Source organism: Burkholderia sp. BCC0044 (genome assembly GCF_902832955.1).
GTDB lineage: Bacteria > Pseudomonadota > Gammaproteobacteria > Burkholderiales > Burkholderiaceae > Burkholderia.
The window spans coordinates 678,151-693,782 of the sequence record NZ_CADFDO010000004.1 but is presented as its reverse complement, the minus strand read 5'-3'; the positions used below and the strand labels follow the sequence as shown (position 1 = coordinate 693,782).

Genomic DNA, 15,632 nt, shown 5'->3' with positions numbered 1-15,632 from the left:
CATGAGCGGCGCACGCAGACGGCTGAAGACGCTCGTCGGCGCGGCGAGCGTGCTGTACGCGCCCGGCGATGCGGACGTCGCGCAGGGCGTGCGGCGCGCGGCGGCGCTCGCGCGCAAGGCGGAAGCCGAGAAGATCACCGGCCTCTTTACCGCCGACCTGCTGCAGGCCGATGCGGCCGGCCTCGCCGGGACCACCGGCAGCCAGGAGCCGATCGTCGCGCTGGCGGCGCTGAGCCAGGCGACATCGGCGATCGGGCTCGTCGCGACGGTGTCGACTACGTATCACCATCCATACAACCTCGCGCGGCTGATCGGCACGCTCGATCACGTGAGCGGCGGCCGCGCCGCATGGAACGCGGTCACGTCGTCGGTCGGCGAGGAGAATTTCGGCGACGCGGCGCTGCCCGACCCGGAGCAGCGTTATGCGCGCGCGGCCGAATTCGTCGAAGTCGTCAACGCGCTGTTCGACGCGAACGATCCGCGCGCGACGCGGCGCGGGCCGGGCGGCGGCATTTCGGTCGATCCGCTGAAGCTCGGCGCGATCGACTATCGCGGCGCGCATTTCCAGGTGCAGGGGCCGCTGAACGTGCCGCCTTCGCCGCAACGGCGGCCCGTGCTGTTCCAGGCGGGGCAGTCGGCGAGCGGCGTGGCGCTCGGCGCGCGGTATGCGGAAGTCGTCTACACGTCGCAGCCGACGCTCGACGATGCGCGCCTGTTCGTCGCCGAGTTGCACCGGCAGGCGGCCGCATTCGGTCGCGGCGACCGGCCGCCGCTCGTGATGAACTCGTTTCATTCGGTGATCGGCGAATCCGATGCGGACGTCGCGCGGCGGTTGCGCGACAAGCATGAACGCATCGATTACGAACAGGGCAGGTTGAAGCTCGCCGACATGCTGGGCGGCGGTGTCGACCTGAGCGGCCTGCCGCTCGACCAGCCGCTGCCGGCGTCGCTGCTGCCGGCGATCGACAGCGTGCACCGCCGGCGCGGACGCGTGGCGATCTTCGTCGGCTACGCGCGCCAGCGGCTGACGCTGCGCGAGCTGATCATCCGCGCGCAGGAGACCGGCCACTGGTTCGTCGCCGGCACGCCGGAGCAGCTCGCCGATGCGATCGAGGCGCGCTATCGCGCGGGGCTCGTCGACGTGCTGTCGCTGCACGGGCTCGGCCAGCCGGATCAGGAAGACCTGCTGCTCAACGGCTTGCTGCCCGAATTGCGGCGGCGCGATCTGCTCGATACCGACTATGTGGGCGGCGATTTCCGCGCGAATCTCGAACTGCCGGCGTTGCGGCGCGAGGCCGTGGCGGCGTGAACGGATGACCCGCGTACCGGGCGAGGACGTTGGCCGGTGCGCGGTTCGGCGCATATCGCACGATCAGATATCCATCGCAAAAATAACCATTTGGTACACGCATCGGCGCGCATTACAGTCACGCCTCCTGCCGGCTGCCACGCCGGTCGTTCCGACGTTATTTCAGAAATGCGCCACATGAATCGTTTGATGCGTTCCAGGGTCCGCCGTGTCGCGGCCGCGCTGTTCGTGCTCGGCCTCGCGCCGATTTCCCATGCGGCCCAGCCGACGTTGCGCGTCGGCATCGACGCCGAATCGTATCCGCCGTTCTTTTCGAAGGACGCCGGCGGCAAGTGGAAGGGTTGGGAAATCGACGTGCTCGATGCCGCGTGCGGCAAGCTGAACGTGCGGTGCGAGCTCACCGACATTGCATGGGACGGCCTGATTCCGGCGTTGCAGAACCGCAAGATCGACGTGATCTGGTCGTCGATGACGATCACCGGCGAACGGCAGAAAGCGATCGATTTCAGCCGCGCGTATTACGAATCGCCGACGGTGTTCGTCGGCGCGAAAAGCGACCGCCGCCGCGTCGACTGCGCGGTGCCCGCGACCTTCAAGGGCAGCGTGATCGGCGTCGAGGCCGGCACGAACTTCTCGGCGTTCCTCGATGCCCGCTTCAAGCAGGACGCGCAGATCAAGGCGTTCGACAAGTTCGACAATGCGCTCGCGGATCTGGTGTCCGGTCGCGTCGACTACGTGCAGGAAGGCAAGGGGCTGTTCACGGCGTTCCTCGCGTCGCGCGACGGCAAGGATTTCGAGGTCAAGGCCACGTGCGCGGACAATCCGGTGCTGGGGCTCGGCATCGGCGCGGGCGTGCGGCACGGCGATGCGCTGCGCGGCAAGCTGTCGACCGCGATCGCGCAACTGCAGCAGGACGGCACGTGGGATGCGATCACCGCCCGCTATCCGAACCTGAAAGGCACGATCGAGAAGGGCCGCTGACCCCATGGCCGCGGACGATTCGCTGCTCGTGTTGCTCGCCTTCGGCGACGGCGGTTATGGCCGCGTGTTCGCGGGCGCGTTCGCGCTGACGTTCGGCGTCGCGGCGGCGTCGTTCGGCACCGGCGTGCTGCTCGGCATCGCCGGCGCGCTCGGCAAGCTGTCGCGATACGCGGCGCTCGTGTGGCTGGCGCGCCTCTACACGACGCTCGTGCGCGCGCTGCCCGAGCTGCTGTGCCTGCTGCTCGCGTTCTACGCGGTCGCACCCGCCATCGAGAACGCACTGCGCGGCAGCGGCATCGTATCCGGCGACTTCGCGTTCGATCCGTTCGTCGTCGCCACGCTGTCGCTCGGTTTCATCCAGGGTGCGTATCTCACCGACATCTTCCGCGCGGCGCTCGTCAACGTGCCGGTCGGGCAGATCGAAGCCGCGCACGCATACGGGATGACGCCCTGGCAGACGTTCGCGCGCATCCGGCTCCCGGCCGCCGCGCGGCTCGCGCTGCCGGGCGTCGGCAATGTCTGGCTGAACGCGACCAAGGACGCGTCGTTCATCAGCGTGCTCGGCTCGTTCACGGATCTGCTGAAGGCGAGCCAGCTCGCGGCCGGCGCGACGCGGCACTACGTCTTCTTCTATCTGGTCACGGCCGCACTGTTCCTGCTGCTGAGCATCACGTCGACCGGCATTTTCGCGGCGCTCGAGCGGCATGCGAACCGCGGCACGAGGCGCGCGACGACATGATCTTCTCGCTGCCTTTCCTGCTCGACACGGTGATGCCGAAGCTGCTCGCCGCGGTGCCGACCACGCTCGCGCTGACGCTTGTGTCGGGTGCGGCCAGCGTGCTGATGGGCGTGCCGCTCGCGCTCGCCGCCGGTGCACGCCATACGCCGCTGCGCTGGTCCGCGCGCGGCTGGCTGATGCTGATCCGCGGCACGCCGCTGCTCGTTCAGCTCTATCTGCTGTACTACGGATTCGGGCAGATCGTTCCGCGCGAATGGATGCGCGACAGCTGGGCGTCGCCGCTGCTGCGCGACGCATTCTGGTACGCGATCGTCGCGTTGAGCGTGAACGAGAGCGCGTACGTCGCGACGATCCTGCGCGGCGCGATCGCCGGCGTGCCGGCCGGCGAGATCGAGGCCGGCCACGCATACGGGATGACGCGCGTGCAGGTGCTGCGCCGCATCGTCGGCCCGCGCGCATGGCGGCTTGCGCTGCCCGCGCTCACCGGCGAGGCGATCCTGCTGCTGAAATCGACCGTCCTCGCGTCGACCGTGACCGTGTTCGACGTGATGGGCACGGCCAATACGCTGCGCTTCGAGACGTTGCGCGTATACGAACCGCTGGCCGGCGCGGCGATCGTCTATGTCGTGCTGGTCGCGCTGCTGACCATTCCCGCCGCCCGTCTCGAGAAGCGCATCAATCGCTACCTGACGCGCACGCCCGACGACCGCGTGCCCGCACCGCGCCGCCGCGCGTCGGCCGGCGCGTGGGCGGCACCCAACTGATTCCTGCCCTGGTACCGATTTCGACGATGTCCGATCCTCGCCCCTTGCTGTTTTCCCTGTATGAACAAGCCAGCGTCGGCTGCGGCGGCGCGCCGAGCCTGTGGACCCATCCCGCCGACGAACGGCTGCGCGCGAACACGCTCGCGTTCTGGTCGAACCTCGCGCGCACGGCCGAGCAGGCCGATCTCGACATGCTGTTCTTCGCGGACGTGCTCGGCCTGTACGACGTCTATGGCGGGTCGGCCGACGCGGCGGTGCAGTGGGCGGTCGAGGCGCCCGCGAACGATCCGATGATGCTGATTCCGGCGCTCGTCGCGCAGACCGAGCGGCTCGCGTTCGGCGTGACGGCGAGCACGACGTACGAGCACCCGTTCGCGCTCGCGCGCCGCTTCAGCACGCTCGATCATCTGAGCAACGGCCGGATCGGCTGGAACATCGTGACGTCCTACCTGTCGAGCGCGGCGCGCAACTTCGGGCTCGACCGGATGATCGGCCACGACGAACGCTACGCGCGCGCGGAGGAATTCCTCGACGTCGTGTACAAACTGTGGGAAGGAAGCTGGGCGGACGACGCGGTCGTCGCCGACAAGCACGCGCCGCGCTATGCGCGTGGCGACCGTGTGCGACCGATCGCGCACGAAGGCACGCACTACCGCGTGCAGGGGCCGCACGTGTGCGCACCGTCGCCGCAGCGCTCGCCCGTGCTGATCCAGGCCGGCTGGTCGGGGCGCGGGCGCGCGTTCGCGGCGAAGCACGCCGAGGTGGTGTTCGTCGCGAAGTCGAATCCGCACGAGATTCGCGCGGGCCTCGACGAGATTCGCCGGCTCGCGGCTGAACGCGGCCGGGCGGCGGACGACGTGAAGTCGCTGACGGTGCTGCGCATCGTGACCGCGCCCTCGTCGAGCGACGCGAAGGAGAAATACCACACGCTGCAGCAGCACTATCACCAGCACGCGCAACTCGTCAGCTATGCGGGCGACACCGGCATCGACATCGACCGCTATGCGGACGACGAACCGCTGACGACGCAGACGGAAGGGCTGACGTCCTACGTGGTGCGGCCGGACGGCAGCGGCAAGCCGCTCACCGCCGGCGACGTGCGGCGCAAGTTCGCGAGCGTCACGCGCGGCACCGACCTGATCCTCGTCGGCGCGCCGGACGAAGTCGCGGACCAGCTCGCCGAGCATGCGCGGCAGTCGACGACGAGCGGCTACATGCTCAATCCGCTGATCAGCCCCGGCACGCTCGACGATTTCGCCGAACTGATCGTGCCGGAACTGAAGAAGCGCGGCCTGTACCGCGCGACGCCGGCGAGCGGCACGTTCCGTTCACGGCTGAGCGGGCGCGACCGCCTGCCGGACACGGCCCATGGCGCTTCGTTCCGGTTTCCCGTGCCTGAAGCGGGCTGACGATCCGATCGATACCGAACGACTTTCCGCGGAGTGGCGTGACATGACCGATGACGTACTGTTCCTGCTGCAACCGCATCGTGCCGACCGGGATCTTCCGGCATGAATCGCGCGACGAACGAAACCGTGGACGCGACGCGGCGCGAAGATCGCCCCCCTCGATCGGCGTCGCCGCCCGTCCTGAGCGCCACGGGCATCGCGAAGCGTTTCGACGCGACCGTCGCGCTGTCGGCGCTCGACCTGTCGATCGGCGCCGGCGAAGTCGTCGCACTGATGGGCGCGAACGGCGCAGGCAAGTCGACCTTCGTGAAGATCCTGAGCGGCGCGCTGCAAGCGGACGGCGGCACGCTGACGCTGCGCGGCGAACCGTATCGGCCGGCGTTGCCGCACGCGGCCAAGCGGCTCGGCGTCGCGACCGTGCACCAGTCGGTGGCCGACGCCGTCGTGCCGACGCTGTCGATCGCCGACAACCTGCTGCTGGACCGGCTGTGCGATCCGGCGTCGCCGTGGCGCGTGCTGCCGGCAGCTCGCCGCGACGCGGCACGATCGCTCGCCGCGCGGGTCGGCCTCGACGTCGACCTGGCGGCGCCGCTCGCCTCGCTGTCGCTGGCCGACCAGCAGCGCGTGACCCTGGCGCGCGCGCTGGCCGGGCAGCCGTCGTTGCTGATTCTCGACGAGCCGACCGCGAGCCTGTCCGCGGCGGAGGCCGAGCGGCTGTTCGTGCTGGTGGACGCGTTGCGCCGCGACGGCGTCGCCATCCTGCTGGTGTCGCATCGGCTCGGCGATTTGCGCCGCATTGCCGATCGCGCGGCGATCGTCCGCGACGGCCGGATCGTCGCCGATCTGGCCGCGCCGATCGATTTCGACGCCGCGGTGGAAACGATGATCGGGCGGCCGCTGCCGCGTGCGCGGGCCGTGGCGCCAGAGAGGGCCGCACAGGCCGAATCCGTGGCCGGCTCAGGCTTCAGCGCACGGCAGATCCGGCTGACGCCGACCAGCACGCCGTTCGACCTCGACGTCCGGCGCGGCGAGATCGTCGCGATCGCGGGCCCCGTCGGCGGCGGCAAGTCGCGCTTCGCGCGGACGATCTTCGGCGCGGTGCGGGCGGCGGCCGGCGAGATGACGCTCGACGGCCGGTCGTGGCGGCCCCGTTCGCCGGCCGACGCGATTCGCGCCGGCGTATTCCTGGCCGGCGAGGATCGCTGGCGCACGTCGCTGTTTCCCGACAGCGTGCCGTTCGCATCGATCGCGGGCACGATCGGCTTTCCGTTCCTGTCGCGCTGGTTCGCGAGCGGTGCGGTGCGCCGAACGCGCGAGCGCACGGCCGCCGCGGCGGCGATCGAGCGGTTCGGCATTCGCTGCGACGGGCCCGACGATCGCGTCGCGCACCTGTCTGGCGGCAACCAGCAGAAGGTCGTGCTCGCGCGCTGGCACGCCGAGCCGGCGCGGCTGTTGCTGCTGGACGAGCCGTTCCAGGGCATCGATGCGGGCGCGCGCGCCGATATCGTCGATACGCTGCGGCGTCATGCGCACGAGCGTACGACGATCGTGTTCGTCAGCGATCTCGAGGAAGCCGCCGAGATCGCCGATCGTATCGTGCGGTTCGATCGCGCGACGCTCGATTGCCTGTATCCGACTTCCTCCATCGTGGGTGCCTGCTCATGAAACCCGTGACTTCTTCTTCCGCTGTGCATCAAGCCGCATCCGTCGAACGGTCGTCGCGCCCCGTGCCGGCCCGTATCCGCGATGCGCTCGAACGAACCGGCATCCTGCTCGTGCTGGCCATCCTCGTGGTCGTGTTCGCGCTCAAGGAGCCCGCGTTCCTGAACGTCGACAATCTGTTCAGCATCCTGCAGGCGGTGTCGATCGTCGCGTTGCTCGGCATCGGCGTGACGATCACGCTCGCGGCCGGCGGCTTCGACCTGTCGGTCGGCAGCGTGGCCGCGACCGCGCAGATGGCCGCGAGCTACGTACTGGTCGTCTGGCACGGCAGCGCGTGGGCGGCCGTGCTCGCCTGCGTCGTGCTTGGCGTGGCCGCCGGGCTGTTCAACGGCTTGCTGATCACGCGGCTGCGCGTGCCCGACCAGCTCGCGACGCTCGGCACGCTGTTCCTGCTGGCCGGCCTGCAGTTGATCCCGACCGGCGGCCGTTCGCTCGCGACCGGCTCCGTGCTGCCCGACGGCACGGACGCGACGGGCGTATTTCCCGACGCGTTCCTCGCGCTCGGCCGGCTGCGCGTGTTCGACGTCGTACCGTTGCCGGTGCTGCTGCTCGCGGCGGTGACGGTGCTGGCCTGCGTCACGATGGAAGCGACGCGCTGGGGCCGCGTGATCTATGCGATCGGCGGCAACGAAACGGCTGCGCGATTGGCCGGTGCGCCGGCCGCGCGCTACCGTATCGCCGCGTATGTGGTGTCGGGCGCGATCGCGTCGCTGGGCGGCGTGCTGATCGCCGCGCGGGTCGGCCGCGGCGACGTGAGCGCGGGCCACTCGCTGCTGCTCGACGCGGTGGCGGCCGCGCTGATCGGTTACGCGGTGTGGGGCGCGAAGCGGCCCAACGTGTTCGGCACGGTCGTCGGCGCGGTGTTCGTCGGCGTGCTGCTCAACGGGCTCACGATGCTGAACGCGCCCTACTATATGCAGGATTTCATCAAGGGCGTGCTGCTCGTGCTCGCCCTCGCGTTTACGTTCGGCATCGGTCGCCGTACGGATGCCCGGGCGTGACGGGTGAGGGTGCCGAGACTCGGTTTCGGCGCTCAAAGGTTCGAGTAATCTGCAAGCTTGACCGTTTGTTATCCAAAGTAATATCGATTGCCGAATCGGTCGGTTTGAGTTCGCGTGCCGTGCTGATAGATTGAGCCGATATCGTCCTATACGGAGACAGACACGCCATGCGCTCGTTGCTTCACCGAAAGTCGCGCCTCGAACCGAAACTCGGTGCACTCGTACTGGGCGCCGCACTCGCGCTCGGTATGCCCACTGCACACGCCGGCCCCCTCAAGGGTGCGCCGGCGCCGTTCGACAAGGGCGGCGTGAAGATCGCGCTCGTCAACTACCTGTCGACCGGCGATTTCTTCCAGGCCTATGAAGCCGGCGCGCAGAAGCAGGCACGCGCGCTCGGCGTCGATCTGCGCATCTATGAAGGCCGGCAGGATGCGGCCGAACAGCGCGAGCAGATTCAGCAGGCGATCAGCATCGGCGTGTCCGCGATCATCGTCAATCACGGCTTGCCGGAATCGCTGAAGGACGTCGTTCAGCGTGCGCTCGACAAAGGCATCAAGGTCGTCGCGTTCGACGTCGATCTCGCCAATCCGAAGGTGCCGCAGATCGAGCAGAACGATCGCGACCTCGCGAACCTGCTGCTCGATCAGGCCTTGAAGGACAACGGCGACGCGTTCTCGGCCGGGTATGTGTACGTGGCCGGATTCGCGCCGCTCGACCGTCGCGATGCCGCGTGGCGCGACTTCAAGCGTGCGCACCCGAAGGTGCAGGAAAAGGCGCGCTGGGGCACCGTCGACAATCCGATCGCGCAGTCGGTCGCGAACCAGGCGGCCGCCGCGTATCGCGCGAATCCGGACATTCGCGTGGTGTTCGCGCCGTACGACGAATTCGCGCGCGGCGCGAAGCTCGCGGCCGACGAGGCCCGGCTGTCGTCGAAAATCCACATCTACAGCGCGGACGTCTCGACGGCCGACATCGAGGCCATCCGCGCGCCGAACAGCGCATGGGTCGCGACGGCCGCGACCAATCCGGCGGTCGTCGGCGCGGTGTCGGTGCGGGCCGCGGCGCTGCTGGTCGCCGGGCAAAACCCGGGCGCGCGCATCGCGGTCAAGCCGACGCTGATCACGCGCGACGATCTCGTGAAGAACGACATTCACACCGTGGCCGAACTCGGCGCGAAGTTTCCGGCGTTCCGCGCGAGCGACGCGGCGACGGCCGCGTGGATTCCGGCGGTCGACTGATCGCCCCGGCGCGCAGCGAACCGATCGGTCGCCTGCGTGCCGCCTACCGATGACATGACCATGACGACCCTGAACGACTATCTCGCGCAAAAGCGCGATGCGTGGCGCGCGAAGCAGCAGGCCGCCCGCAACGATCCCGATTTCAAGGCGACGTCGCTGAAGGCGACCGTGCGCGCGCTCGGTCGCAGCGGCGTGCGCGAGATCCGGATTCGCGATTTCCAGGTGATCAGCGACAGCCCGCCCGATTTCGCGGGCTATAACCTCGGGCCTGCATCGCCGGAACTGCAGCTTGGCGTGCTCGGCAGTTGCCTCACGCACATCACGTTGATCCAGGCCGCGGAGCGGGGGCTGAAGATCGACGCGATCGAAGTCGAAGTCACCGGCGACCAGCATCCGCTCGCGCAGCAGCCGGGGTTCGAGCATGTGCCGGTATTTCCGCACAACATCCGCTATACGCTGGACATCGTGTCGCCGGAGCCGCCGGAGGCCATTCGGGCGCTGCATCAGGCGGTCGAGGAGGTGTGCCCGATCTTTAATCTGCTGAGGTTGCCGCAGCATATCGATGGGGAATTGCGGCATACCCGCGCGTGATGCGCTGACGGATTGCTGCACCGCCGAGTTTGGAAATGAAATCGGCATATTGTGATAAGAATACTTATCTTATCCCGATGGCCGTGATGCGAATGCGTGGCGTTGACGGATTCGCACCATCGCGCGCCCGACGAGGGCGGTCATGGCGCTAGTTGGGGTGGCCTCAAGAAAGGGAATTTTTCGTACGCTAAGCGCGCGCACCGGGCGTTTTGAATGTCTCTGCCCGACCCCGCTACTGCCGTTCGTCACGACGTCACATCAACGGCGGCGTCGAAGGTGGACCGGCCGTCGATGTCGTGATCGAGACCGACGGCGGATCGGCCGAGGCCCACGACCTGCCTACGCCTCCTCACCACCTCGGACCAGCGATTGCCCGACTCTGGACGCGCTTTCCGCTACGGACTGACGTGGCCCACCCGGTCGGTCTTGAAAGCGTTGACGATGAAATCGACAAAGACACGTGTCTTGGCCGAAATGAGCGTGCGTGATGCGTAATAGAGTGAAATTGCGCCGACATCGGCGTGCCAGTCCGGCAGCAGCCGAATCAGATCCCCGCGCTCCAAATCGGGCAGCACATCTAACAGTGCGATCAACGACACCCCCAAGCCGAGACGTGTGGCCTCGCGCATCGCGGCGGGATCATTCATGATGATGGTTTCGGTGAGGATGCGCTCGATCGCCAGCAGATCAAGCTGTTCACGTTTCTCGTCGGCCAACAGGAACTGCTCTCCCAGAAAACCGCCCTGCAGATTGTTGGTAAGACCCAGATCGTCGCGCTTGATGGTGGAAGAGCTGCCGTTTTACGGGATTCGCAACGTTGACGATGTCGCGACCTGTCTGAACGGTTACGACCAGACCGCGTATCCGGAGGCGAGCGGCTGGAGTTTTACGCGATTCTATCTGCCGCTGGCTTTCGACGCTGGCTATCGCTTGCTCGACGACGCGGGTGAGTTCTGGCGGGCGTTTGAGGCGGCCCGCCACAAGGCAAGTCTGCCGGGCCGTCTTGAGATTCCGATGGAGTCGTTCGCACGTGCGGTCTAAATCGTTTTGAAGGAAAGCGAGTTAGTGGATGCGCCGGGTTACTGTCCCGAGCCGGCCTTGTGGCAGCACGCGGCGCATCAATGTGGTTAATCAGTCTCGCCGTGCGATCGGCCACGTCCTCGCTACAGCGTAGCGGAGCGTCGCTCCAACCGCTGCGTTTGCCGATTCTGACGCTCGACGAGCAAAAGCTCACACCGTCGATGGGCTACGTGTTCAACAAGCGCTGGCTGGATCCCTGCGAATCGCTCGTGTCGATTTTGTGGAAGTTCGAGAGGGTAAAGGCATTACCCGGGAACGTTGTTGCGTGGGTGATGGGCCCCGACATCGACCCGTACGAGGGCGTAGTACTGCAATTCGGAAGCGTCAGCGTTACGCGACTACACTGCGTCCTCGGTATCCCCTATGCGTCGCTCGAGATCGGGCTGCTGCACCCGAGTCAGCGGCGCCAGTACAGCCCGCTGTTTCGCCACTGTCGCAGCTGTATTGCTCGCGGCTACCGTAGCGTGGTGCACCAGATGCTGAAATTCAACACCTCCCCGGCATATTATCGGCAACTGGAAACCGCGTGCCGCCGCTGCGGCTATGAGGCCCCCTACATCGTGAATATTCGGCTGCTCGAATCGCCATATCGATGCGCCTTCTGTGGGGGCAGTTACGGAGGTGGGGGTTGGGCGCCGGACAGGGCTCGGCCGATGAAACCCGAGTACCGCAAGGCGTTGACACGGAGATATTACGAACGCCATCTCGGTTGATCAATATTTGGGACTTCCGCTCTCTATTCCGCAAATCGCTTCATATAGACCTGTCGAATATGACAGTTCGACAGAGAGGTCGTTAATATGGCAGGCATATCTTTCATCTTAAATGCAAAACCTTTCTGCTGGAAATTATTTCTTGTGCTCATGAAAGGTGTATCGAATAGATTTTTCCAGTTGGCTTTGATAGTCTCGCTCGGCCCGTATGGCAAAAATCACGATTTACCGTGACGTGGATGCAGTGGATAAACCGCAGACGTGCGTGTAATCTCCCGGGGCTGCATTTTCACCGAAGCTTTTATAGCGGGCATTCGATTAATAGAATCCAACGAAATGGAGATTTTCAATCATGAGACTCCTGAATGACAACGAGCTTGTAATCCCGAGTGGTGGCGTGTCTGCCGGTGACGTAGGGAATGCGGTCGGTGCTGCTGTCGGCGGGCTTGTCGGCGGTGAAGTGGGTGGGCCGGTCGGCGCAGCAGTGGGTAGCGCGGTGGGAGCTATTGCGGGGGAGGCCGTCGGTGAAGCAGTTGGTGATGCTGTTAGCGGCGATTCCAGCGATAGCTCGGGCGACGACGGTTCCAGCGATGGCGGGGACGGCGGCGATGGGGGCGATGGCGGAGGAGACGGCGGCGGTGATTAACCGTTAGCAGAAGTGCCGCGGGCCGGCTTTGGGTCGAGGCCCGCGGTATTGACCGAACCACGCAAAGTTGGCGTTAGGTATCGACTGTCGTTTGGCTACTAGTGGATTGTGTATGTCGATTTCCCGCCGTGATTTTGTGAGAGTCGTGATTTCTTTCATGATCAACGCTATTGCTCCCGGTGCCGACGCTGCACCGCAAGATGACACCTCGATGCCGAAAAGATCGGCCCCCAATAACGGGATTTCCTGGAAAGCTGTCTCCGGAACAGGCCTCGTGGTCAATCTCATTCCGACGATTCACGTGCTTCCTCGTCACGAACGGCTACCGCCTCGTATCGTCGAGAAAATCGCCGCGTCTGCCAAGGTATTTATTGAAGCCAATCCTGATGACGCCACCGACCGGGCGAATGCGATAAGGCACTGCAGCTACCCGAACGACGACGACGTGTTCATGCATCTGACTGCGCTGACCGCCGCACTTCTCATCACCCGCATCAACGCGATTAAGGTACCGATCGAGAAAATCAAAAGACTGAAACCTTGGGCCATCTCGATCCTGCTCCAGGACATCGAGAAGCGAAATGCGGACCTCGGCAAGCTGACCAGCGTTGAAGCGAAGATCGTGGCGGAAGCGCGTCGCCACGATGTCCCGATAGAAAGCTTTGAAAGCATTGAGCAACAGTTTGTGATGTTTGACTCGTTTCCAGAGGACATTCAAGACGCGATGCTCCGTAGCTATCTTGAACAGAACGCGACCGCAGCACAAACCAATACAGCATTGACACGCATTGCGGAAGCATGGCTGACAGGAGATGTCGGGCAAGTTGCGACGGAGATTTCAGCCCTCGATCCTTACTCCCCGCGTATCGACAAAATCGTCAACGAAAAAATGCTGGATCAGCGAAACCATCGGTTTGCCGACAGGATCTTGGCTGAAACGCAATTCCCTATCGCAGCTCCAATTTCCGTCGCGGTTGGATTCAACCACTTCAACGGACCCAGTGGCTTGCTGACGCTCCTTGCGGCTAGAGGATTCGTCATCGATGTCGCCTGAGACAAGCTCAACCTACACAAAATTTCGAACATGAACAAACACGCGATTCTCTCCGCCCTCATCATCGGCGTGCTGGCCTATCTCATCACGCTGGGCGTACGGCATCTATCCGAGCGTGGCCGAATCGGACAATCGAAGTGGACGCGACACACGGTGATCGTGGTTCTCATATTCATCGCCGCGCTCGGCGTCAAAGCGCTGGTCGGCTAGTCGCTCTACTGCTGCCCTCATGAATCTCTTCGAGATATTTGGCAATCTTCAGATCGGATTGCGCAAGAAGGTTCCGGTCGTTCTTCAAAACGAGGCGGCCGAATGTGGACTAGCTTGCGTCTGTATGATCGCGTCGTTCCATGGTCATGAAATCGATTTGCGCCAGTTGCGTCAACGCTTTTCGGTATCCCTCAAAGGCACGACGCTCGCCAACCTCGTGGAGATCGGAAGCCATCTGAAACTGACGGCGCGCCCACTGTCACTCGAATTGGATGAAGTGCGTCACTTGCAACTACCCTGCATTCTGCATTGGAGTTTCAATCACTTCGTCGTGCTGGAACGGGTCCGTTCCTCGGGCGTGGAAATCGTCGACCCGGCACTCGGACGCAGCACTGTTGAATGGAAGGAACTGTCCAGGCATTTCACAGGCGTCGCGCTCGAACTAACGCCCAACCCGGAATTCAAACGGGCGAAGCGGAAAGAAAAGCTTCGGGTACGCGAGTTGACTGGACGCATTGTCGGACTCAAACGATCGCTTTGGCAGATATTCCTGCTCGCCATCGCGATCGAAGTTTGCACGATCGTGACACCGTTCTTTGTACAATGGGTAACCGACGAGGCTCTTGTTACCGGTGACGAACAACTGGTATTGACCCTTGCCATCGGATTCGGCATTGTCTGGACGTCGCAGACTGCCATCGAAGCCTTGCGCGCTTGGATTGTTGCGCACATGGGCGCATCGCTCAACGTGCAGTGGCTCGCCAACGTCGGTAGTCGATTGTTTCATTTGCCGGGCAGCTTTTTCGGAAAACGGCACCTCGGCGATATTGTTACCCGGGTCAATACGATCAACGTCATCCAGAACACGCTCAGCACGAGCGTGGTAGAAGCTGTACTCGACGGCGCGATGTCAATCGGCACGCTCGTGATGATGATCGTGTACGACGCGAAGCTTGCGCTGATTAGCGTCTGCGCGCTGGCAATCTACATCGTGTTACGGATTTCACTGTACGGCGCACTGAGATCTGCCAACGAGAGCCAGTTCGTCTTCGACGCCAAGCAACAGACGTATCTGCTCGAAAGCGTTCGCGGCATTCAAAGCATCAAACTGTTCGGCAAGGAACATTCGCGAGTCGCCGGCTGGTTGAACCAGATCGTTCGACAAAAGAACGCATGGTTGCGTACGCAGCGGTTGCTGGTGTTCTTCCACGGCGCAAATAGCTTTATCTTTCGTGCCGAAAATCTGATCGTCGTCGTGATGGGTGCCAATGCCGTGATCGAAAAGGCGTTCTCGATCGGCATGTTGCTCGCCTACCTTTCATATCGAGAGCAGTTTTCCAAACGTGTGACGAGCCTCGTCGACAAGGCATACGAATTTCGCATGCTGGACGTCCAGCTGAACCGCCTGGCCGACATCATGTACGAAAAGGAAGAAGTGCGTACGACGGGTGTCGAGGCAACGCATTTCCCCGCGGCAAGGATAGTGCTGAAAGATGTTTCGTTCCGCTATGCCGACGAGGAAGCGGAAGTCGTCAAAAAATTTTGTATGACTGTCGATCCTGGTGAGCATGTCGCGATTGTGGGTGCGAGTGGCAGCGGAAAAACGACGATTCTGAAAATTATTGCCGGCTTGCTGCGCCCGACGTCAGGTGCCGTTCATATAAACGATTCCCCTATTGAGGCACTCGGAACGATGACGCACCGTCGACTCATCGGAACGGTCATGCAGGAAGACCTGCTATTTGCGGGCACCCTGGCAGAAAACATCTGCTTCTTCGACGAAATGCCGGACCACGCTCGCATTCGTGAGTCCGCCAGGATCGCGGCCATCGAAGACGACATCAACCGCATGCCGATGGGTTTTAATTCGATGGTTGGCGATATGGGTTCGGTCCTGTCCGGTGGCCAGAAGCAGCGCGTACTGCTCGCACGGGCACTGTATCGACAGCCGTCAGTATTGCTCCTCGACGAAGCCACTAGTCACCTGGACGTGGAAAATGAGAAGCGCGTGAACGACGCGATCAAGAAACTTTCGCTGACGAGAATCGTCGTCGCACATCGACCGGAAACAATCGCCAGCGCGGACCGGATTATCGACGTGTCGGCCATGTAACGGGCACGTTCGCAAGTCGACGGCCCCACCTGCGGTACATATCAGTAAAAACGGGGAAGCCA

14 protein-coding genes and 1 pseudogene are annotated in these 15,632 nt (G+C 64.1%); 14 read left to right on the top strand and 1 reads right to left on the bottom strand.

Annotation, left to right across the window (positions count from 1 at the left end; translation table 11 throughout):
- The first annotated feature begins 1 nt into the window (after position 1).
- The 9 genes from HWX14_RS25830 (at position 2) to HWX14_RS25790 (ending at position 9,754) form a co-directional block, all read left to right on the top strand.
- Positions 2 to 1,309, top strand: coding sequence for an NtaA/DmoA family FMN-dependent monooxygenase (locus HWX14_RS25830; protein ID WP_175885180.1), 1,308 nt, complete (start codon positions 2 to 4; stop codon positions 1,307 to 1,309).
- Positions 1,310 to 1,486: 177 nt separating this feature from the next.
- Positions 1,487 to 2,290, top strand: a complete 804-nt coding sequence (locus tag HWX14_RS25825) for a transporter substrate-binding domain-containing protein (protein ID WP_175885179.1) — start codon at positions 1,487 to 1,489, stop codon at positions 2,288 to 2,290.
- 4 nt (positions 2,291 to 2,294) lie between these two features.
- Positions 2,295 to 3,029 (top strand): ABC transporter permease subunit, encoded by a 735-nt coding sequence (locus HWX14_RS25820; RefSeq protein ID WP_175885178.1) that lies wholly within the window; start codon positions 2,295 to 2,297, stop codon positions 3,027 to 3,029.
- Positions 3,026 to 3,793 (top strand): ABC transporter permease subunit, encoded by a 768-nt coding sequence (locus HWX14_RS25815; protein WP_175885177.1) that lies wholly within the window; start codon positions 3,026 to 3,028, stop codon positions 3,791 to 3,793. Before HWX14_RS25820 ends, HWX14_RS25815 begins: the two co-directional genes overlap by 4 nt.
- A gap of 26 nt (positions 3,794 to 3,819) precedes the next feature.
- Positions 3,820 to 5,202: an LLM class flavin-dependent oxidoreductase gene (locus HWX14_RS25810; RefSeq protein ID WP_175885176.1), complete on the top strand. Its 1,383-nt coding sequence runs from the start codon at positions 3,820 to 3,822 to the stop codon at positions 5,200 to 5,202.
- Between the two features lie 102 nt (positions 5,203 to 5,304).
- Entirely contained in the window at positions 5,305 to 6,867 is a 1,563-nt protein-coding gene (locus HWX14_RS25805; protein WP_175885175.1) for a sugar ABC transporter ATP-binding protein, read from the top strand.
- Positions 6,864 to 7,925: an ABC transporter permease gene (locus HWX14_RS25800; protein WP_175885174.1), complete on the top strand. Its 1,062-nt coding sequence runs from the start codon at positions 6,864 to 6,866 to the stop codon at positions 7,923 to 7,925. The genes HWX14_RS25805 and HWX14_RS25800 overlap by 4 nt, the downstream gene beginning before the upstream one ends.
- 167 nt (positions 7,926 to 8,092) lie before the next feature.
- A complete protein-coding gene (locus HWX14_RS25795; protein ID WP_175885173.1) occupies positions 8,093 to 9,163 on the top strand; it encodes a substrate-binding domain-containing protein in 1,071 nt (356 codons plus the stop codon).
- 60 nt (positions 9,164 to 9,223) lie between these two features.
- Positions 9,224 to 9,754: an OsmC family protein gene (locus tag HWX14_RS25790; protein WP_175885172.1), complete on the top strand. Its 531-nt coding sequence runs from the start codon at positions 9,224 to 9,226 to the stop codon at positions 9,752 to 9,754.
- A 395-nt stretch (positions 9,755 to 10,149) separates the two neighbouring features.
- On the opposite strand, the gene HWX14_RS25785 is transcribed toward HWX14_RS25790, so the two are convergent.
- Positions 10,150 to 10,470 (bottom strand): LysR substrate-binding domain-containing protein, encoded by a 321-nt coding sequence (locus HWX14_RS25785; protein ID WP_279611842.1) that lies wholly within the window; start codon positions 10,468 to 10,470, stop codon positions 10,150 to 10,152.
- On the opposite strand from HWX14_RS25785, the pseudogene HWX14_RS36620 reads away from it, so the two are divergent.
- The 5 genes and pseudogenes from HWX14_RS36620 to HWX14_RS25755 form a co-directional block, all read left to right on the top strand.
- Positions 10,420 to 10,928, top strand: a pseudogene (locus HWX14_RS36620) (ATP-binding protein); the annotation flags it as partial. The gene HWX14_RS25785 and the pseudogene HWX14_RS36620 overlap by 51 nt on opposite strands.
- Before the next feature lie 67 nt (positions 10,929 to 10,995).
- Entirely contained in the window at positions 10,996 to 11,547 is a 552-nt protein-coding gene (locus tag HWX14_RS25775; protein ID WP_175885572.1) for a hypothetical protein, read from the top strand.
- A 758-nt stretch (positions 11,548 to 12,305) separates the two neighbouring features.
- Positions 12,306 to 13,247, top strand: coding sequence for a TraB/GumN family protein (locus HWX14_RS25765; RefSeq protein ID WP_175885170.1), 942 nt, complete (start codon positions 12,306 to 12,308; stop codon positions 13,245 to 13,247).
- A 30-nt stretch (positions 13,248 to 13,277) separates the two neighbouring features.
- A complete protein-coding gene (locus HWX14_RS25760) occupies positions 13,278 to 13,457 on the top strand; it encodes a hypothetical protein (RefSeq protein ID WP_146124490.1) in 180 nt (59 codons plus the stop codon).
- A 19-nt stretch (positions 13,458 to 13,476) separates the two neighbouring features.
- Positions 13,477 to 15,570 carry a peptidase domain-containing ABC transporter gene (locus HWX14_RS25755; RefSeq protein ID WP_175885169.1) on the top strand — a complete coding sequence of 698 codons (2,094 nt, stop codon included), beginning with the start codon at positions 13,477 to 13,479 and terminating at the stop codon, positions 15,568 to 15,570.
- Positions 15,571 to 15,632 lie beyond the last annotated feature (62 nt).

Bases quoted from the DNA above. Each gene is read 5' to 3' on its own strand.
- HWX14_RS25760 (WP_146124490.1), top strand. From the start codon at position 13,278: ATGAACAAACACGCGATTCTCTCCGCCCTCATCATCGGCGTGCTGGCC.
- HWX14_RS25775 (WP_175885572.1), top strand. From the start codon at position 10,996: ATGGGCTACGTGTTCAACAAGCGCTGGCTGGATCCCTGCGAATCGCTC.
- HWX14_RS25800 (WP_175885174.1), top strand. From the start codon at position 6,864: ATGAAACCCGTGACTTCTTCTTCCGCTGTGCATCAAGCCGCATCCGTC.
- HWX14_RS25815 (WP_175885177.1), top strand. From the start codon at position 3,026: ATGATCTTCTCGCTGCCTTTCCTGCTCGACACGGTGATGCCGAAGCTG.
- HWX14_RS25810 (WP_175885176.1), top strand. From the start codon at position 3,820: ATGTCCGATCCTCGCCCCTTGCTGTTTTCCCTGTATGAACAAGCCAGC.
- HWX14_RS25790 (WP_175885172.1), top strand. From the start codon at position 9,224: ATGACGACCCTGAACGACTATCTCGCGCAAAAGCGCGATGCGTGGCGC.
- HWX14_RS25820 (WP_175885178.1), top strand. From the start codon at position 2,295: ATGGCCGCGGACGATTCGCTGCTCGTGTTGCTCGCCTTCGGCGACGGC.
- HWX14_RS25795 (WP_175885173.1), top strand. From the start codon at position 8,093: ATGCGCTCGTTGCTTCACCGAAAGTCGCGCCTCGAACCGAAACTCGGT.
- HWX14_RS25805 (WP_175885175.1), top strand. From the start codon at position 5,305: ATGAATCGCGCGACGAACGAAACCGTGGACGCGACGCGGCGCGAAGAT.
- HWX14_RS25830 (WP_175885180.1), top strand. From the start codon at position 2: ATGAGCGGCGCACGCAGACGGCTGAAGACGCTCGTCGGCGCGGCGAGC.
- HWX14_RS25755 (WP_175885169.1), top strand. From the start codon at position 13,477: ATGAATCTCTTCGAGATATTTGGCAATCTTCAGATCGGATTGCGCAAG.
- HWX14_RS25765 (WP_175885170.1), top strand. From the start codon at position 12,306: ATGTCGATTTCCCGCCGTGATTTTGTGAGAGTCGTGATTTCTTTCATG.
- HWX14_RS25825 (WP_175885179.1), top strand. From the start codon at position 1,487: ATGAATCGTTTGATGCGTTCCAGGGTCCGCCGTGTCGCGGCCGCGCTG.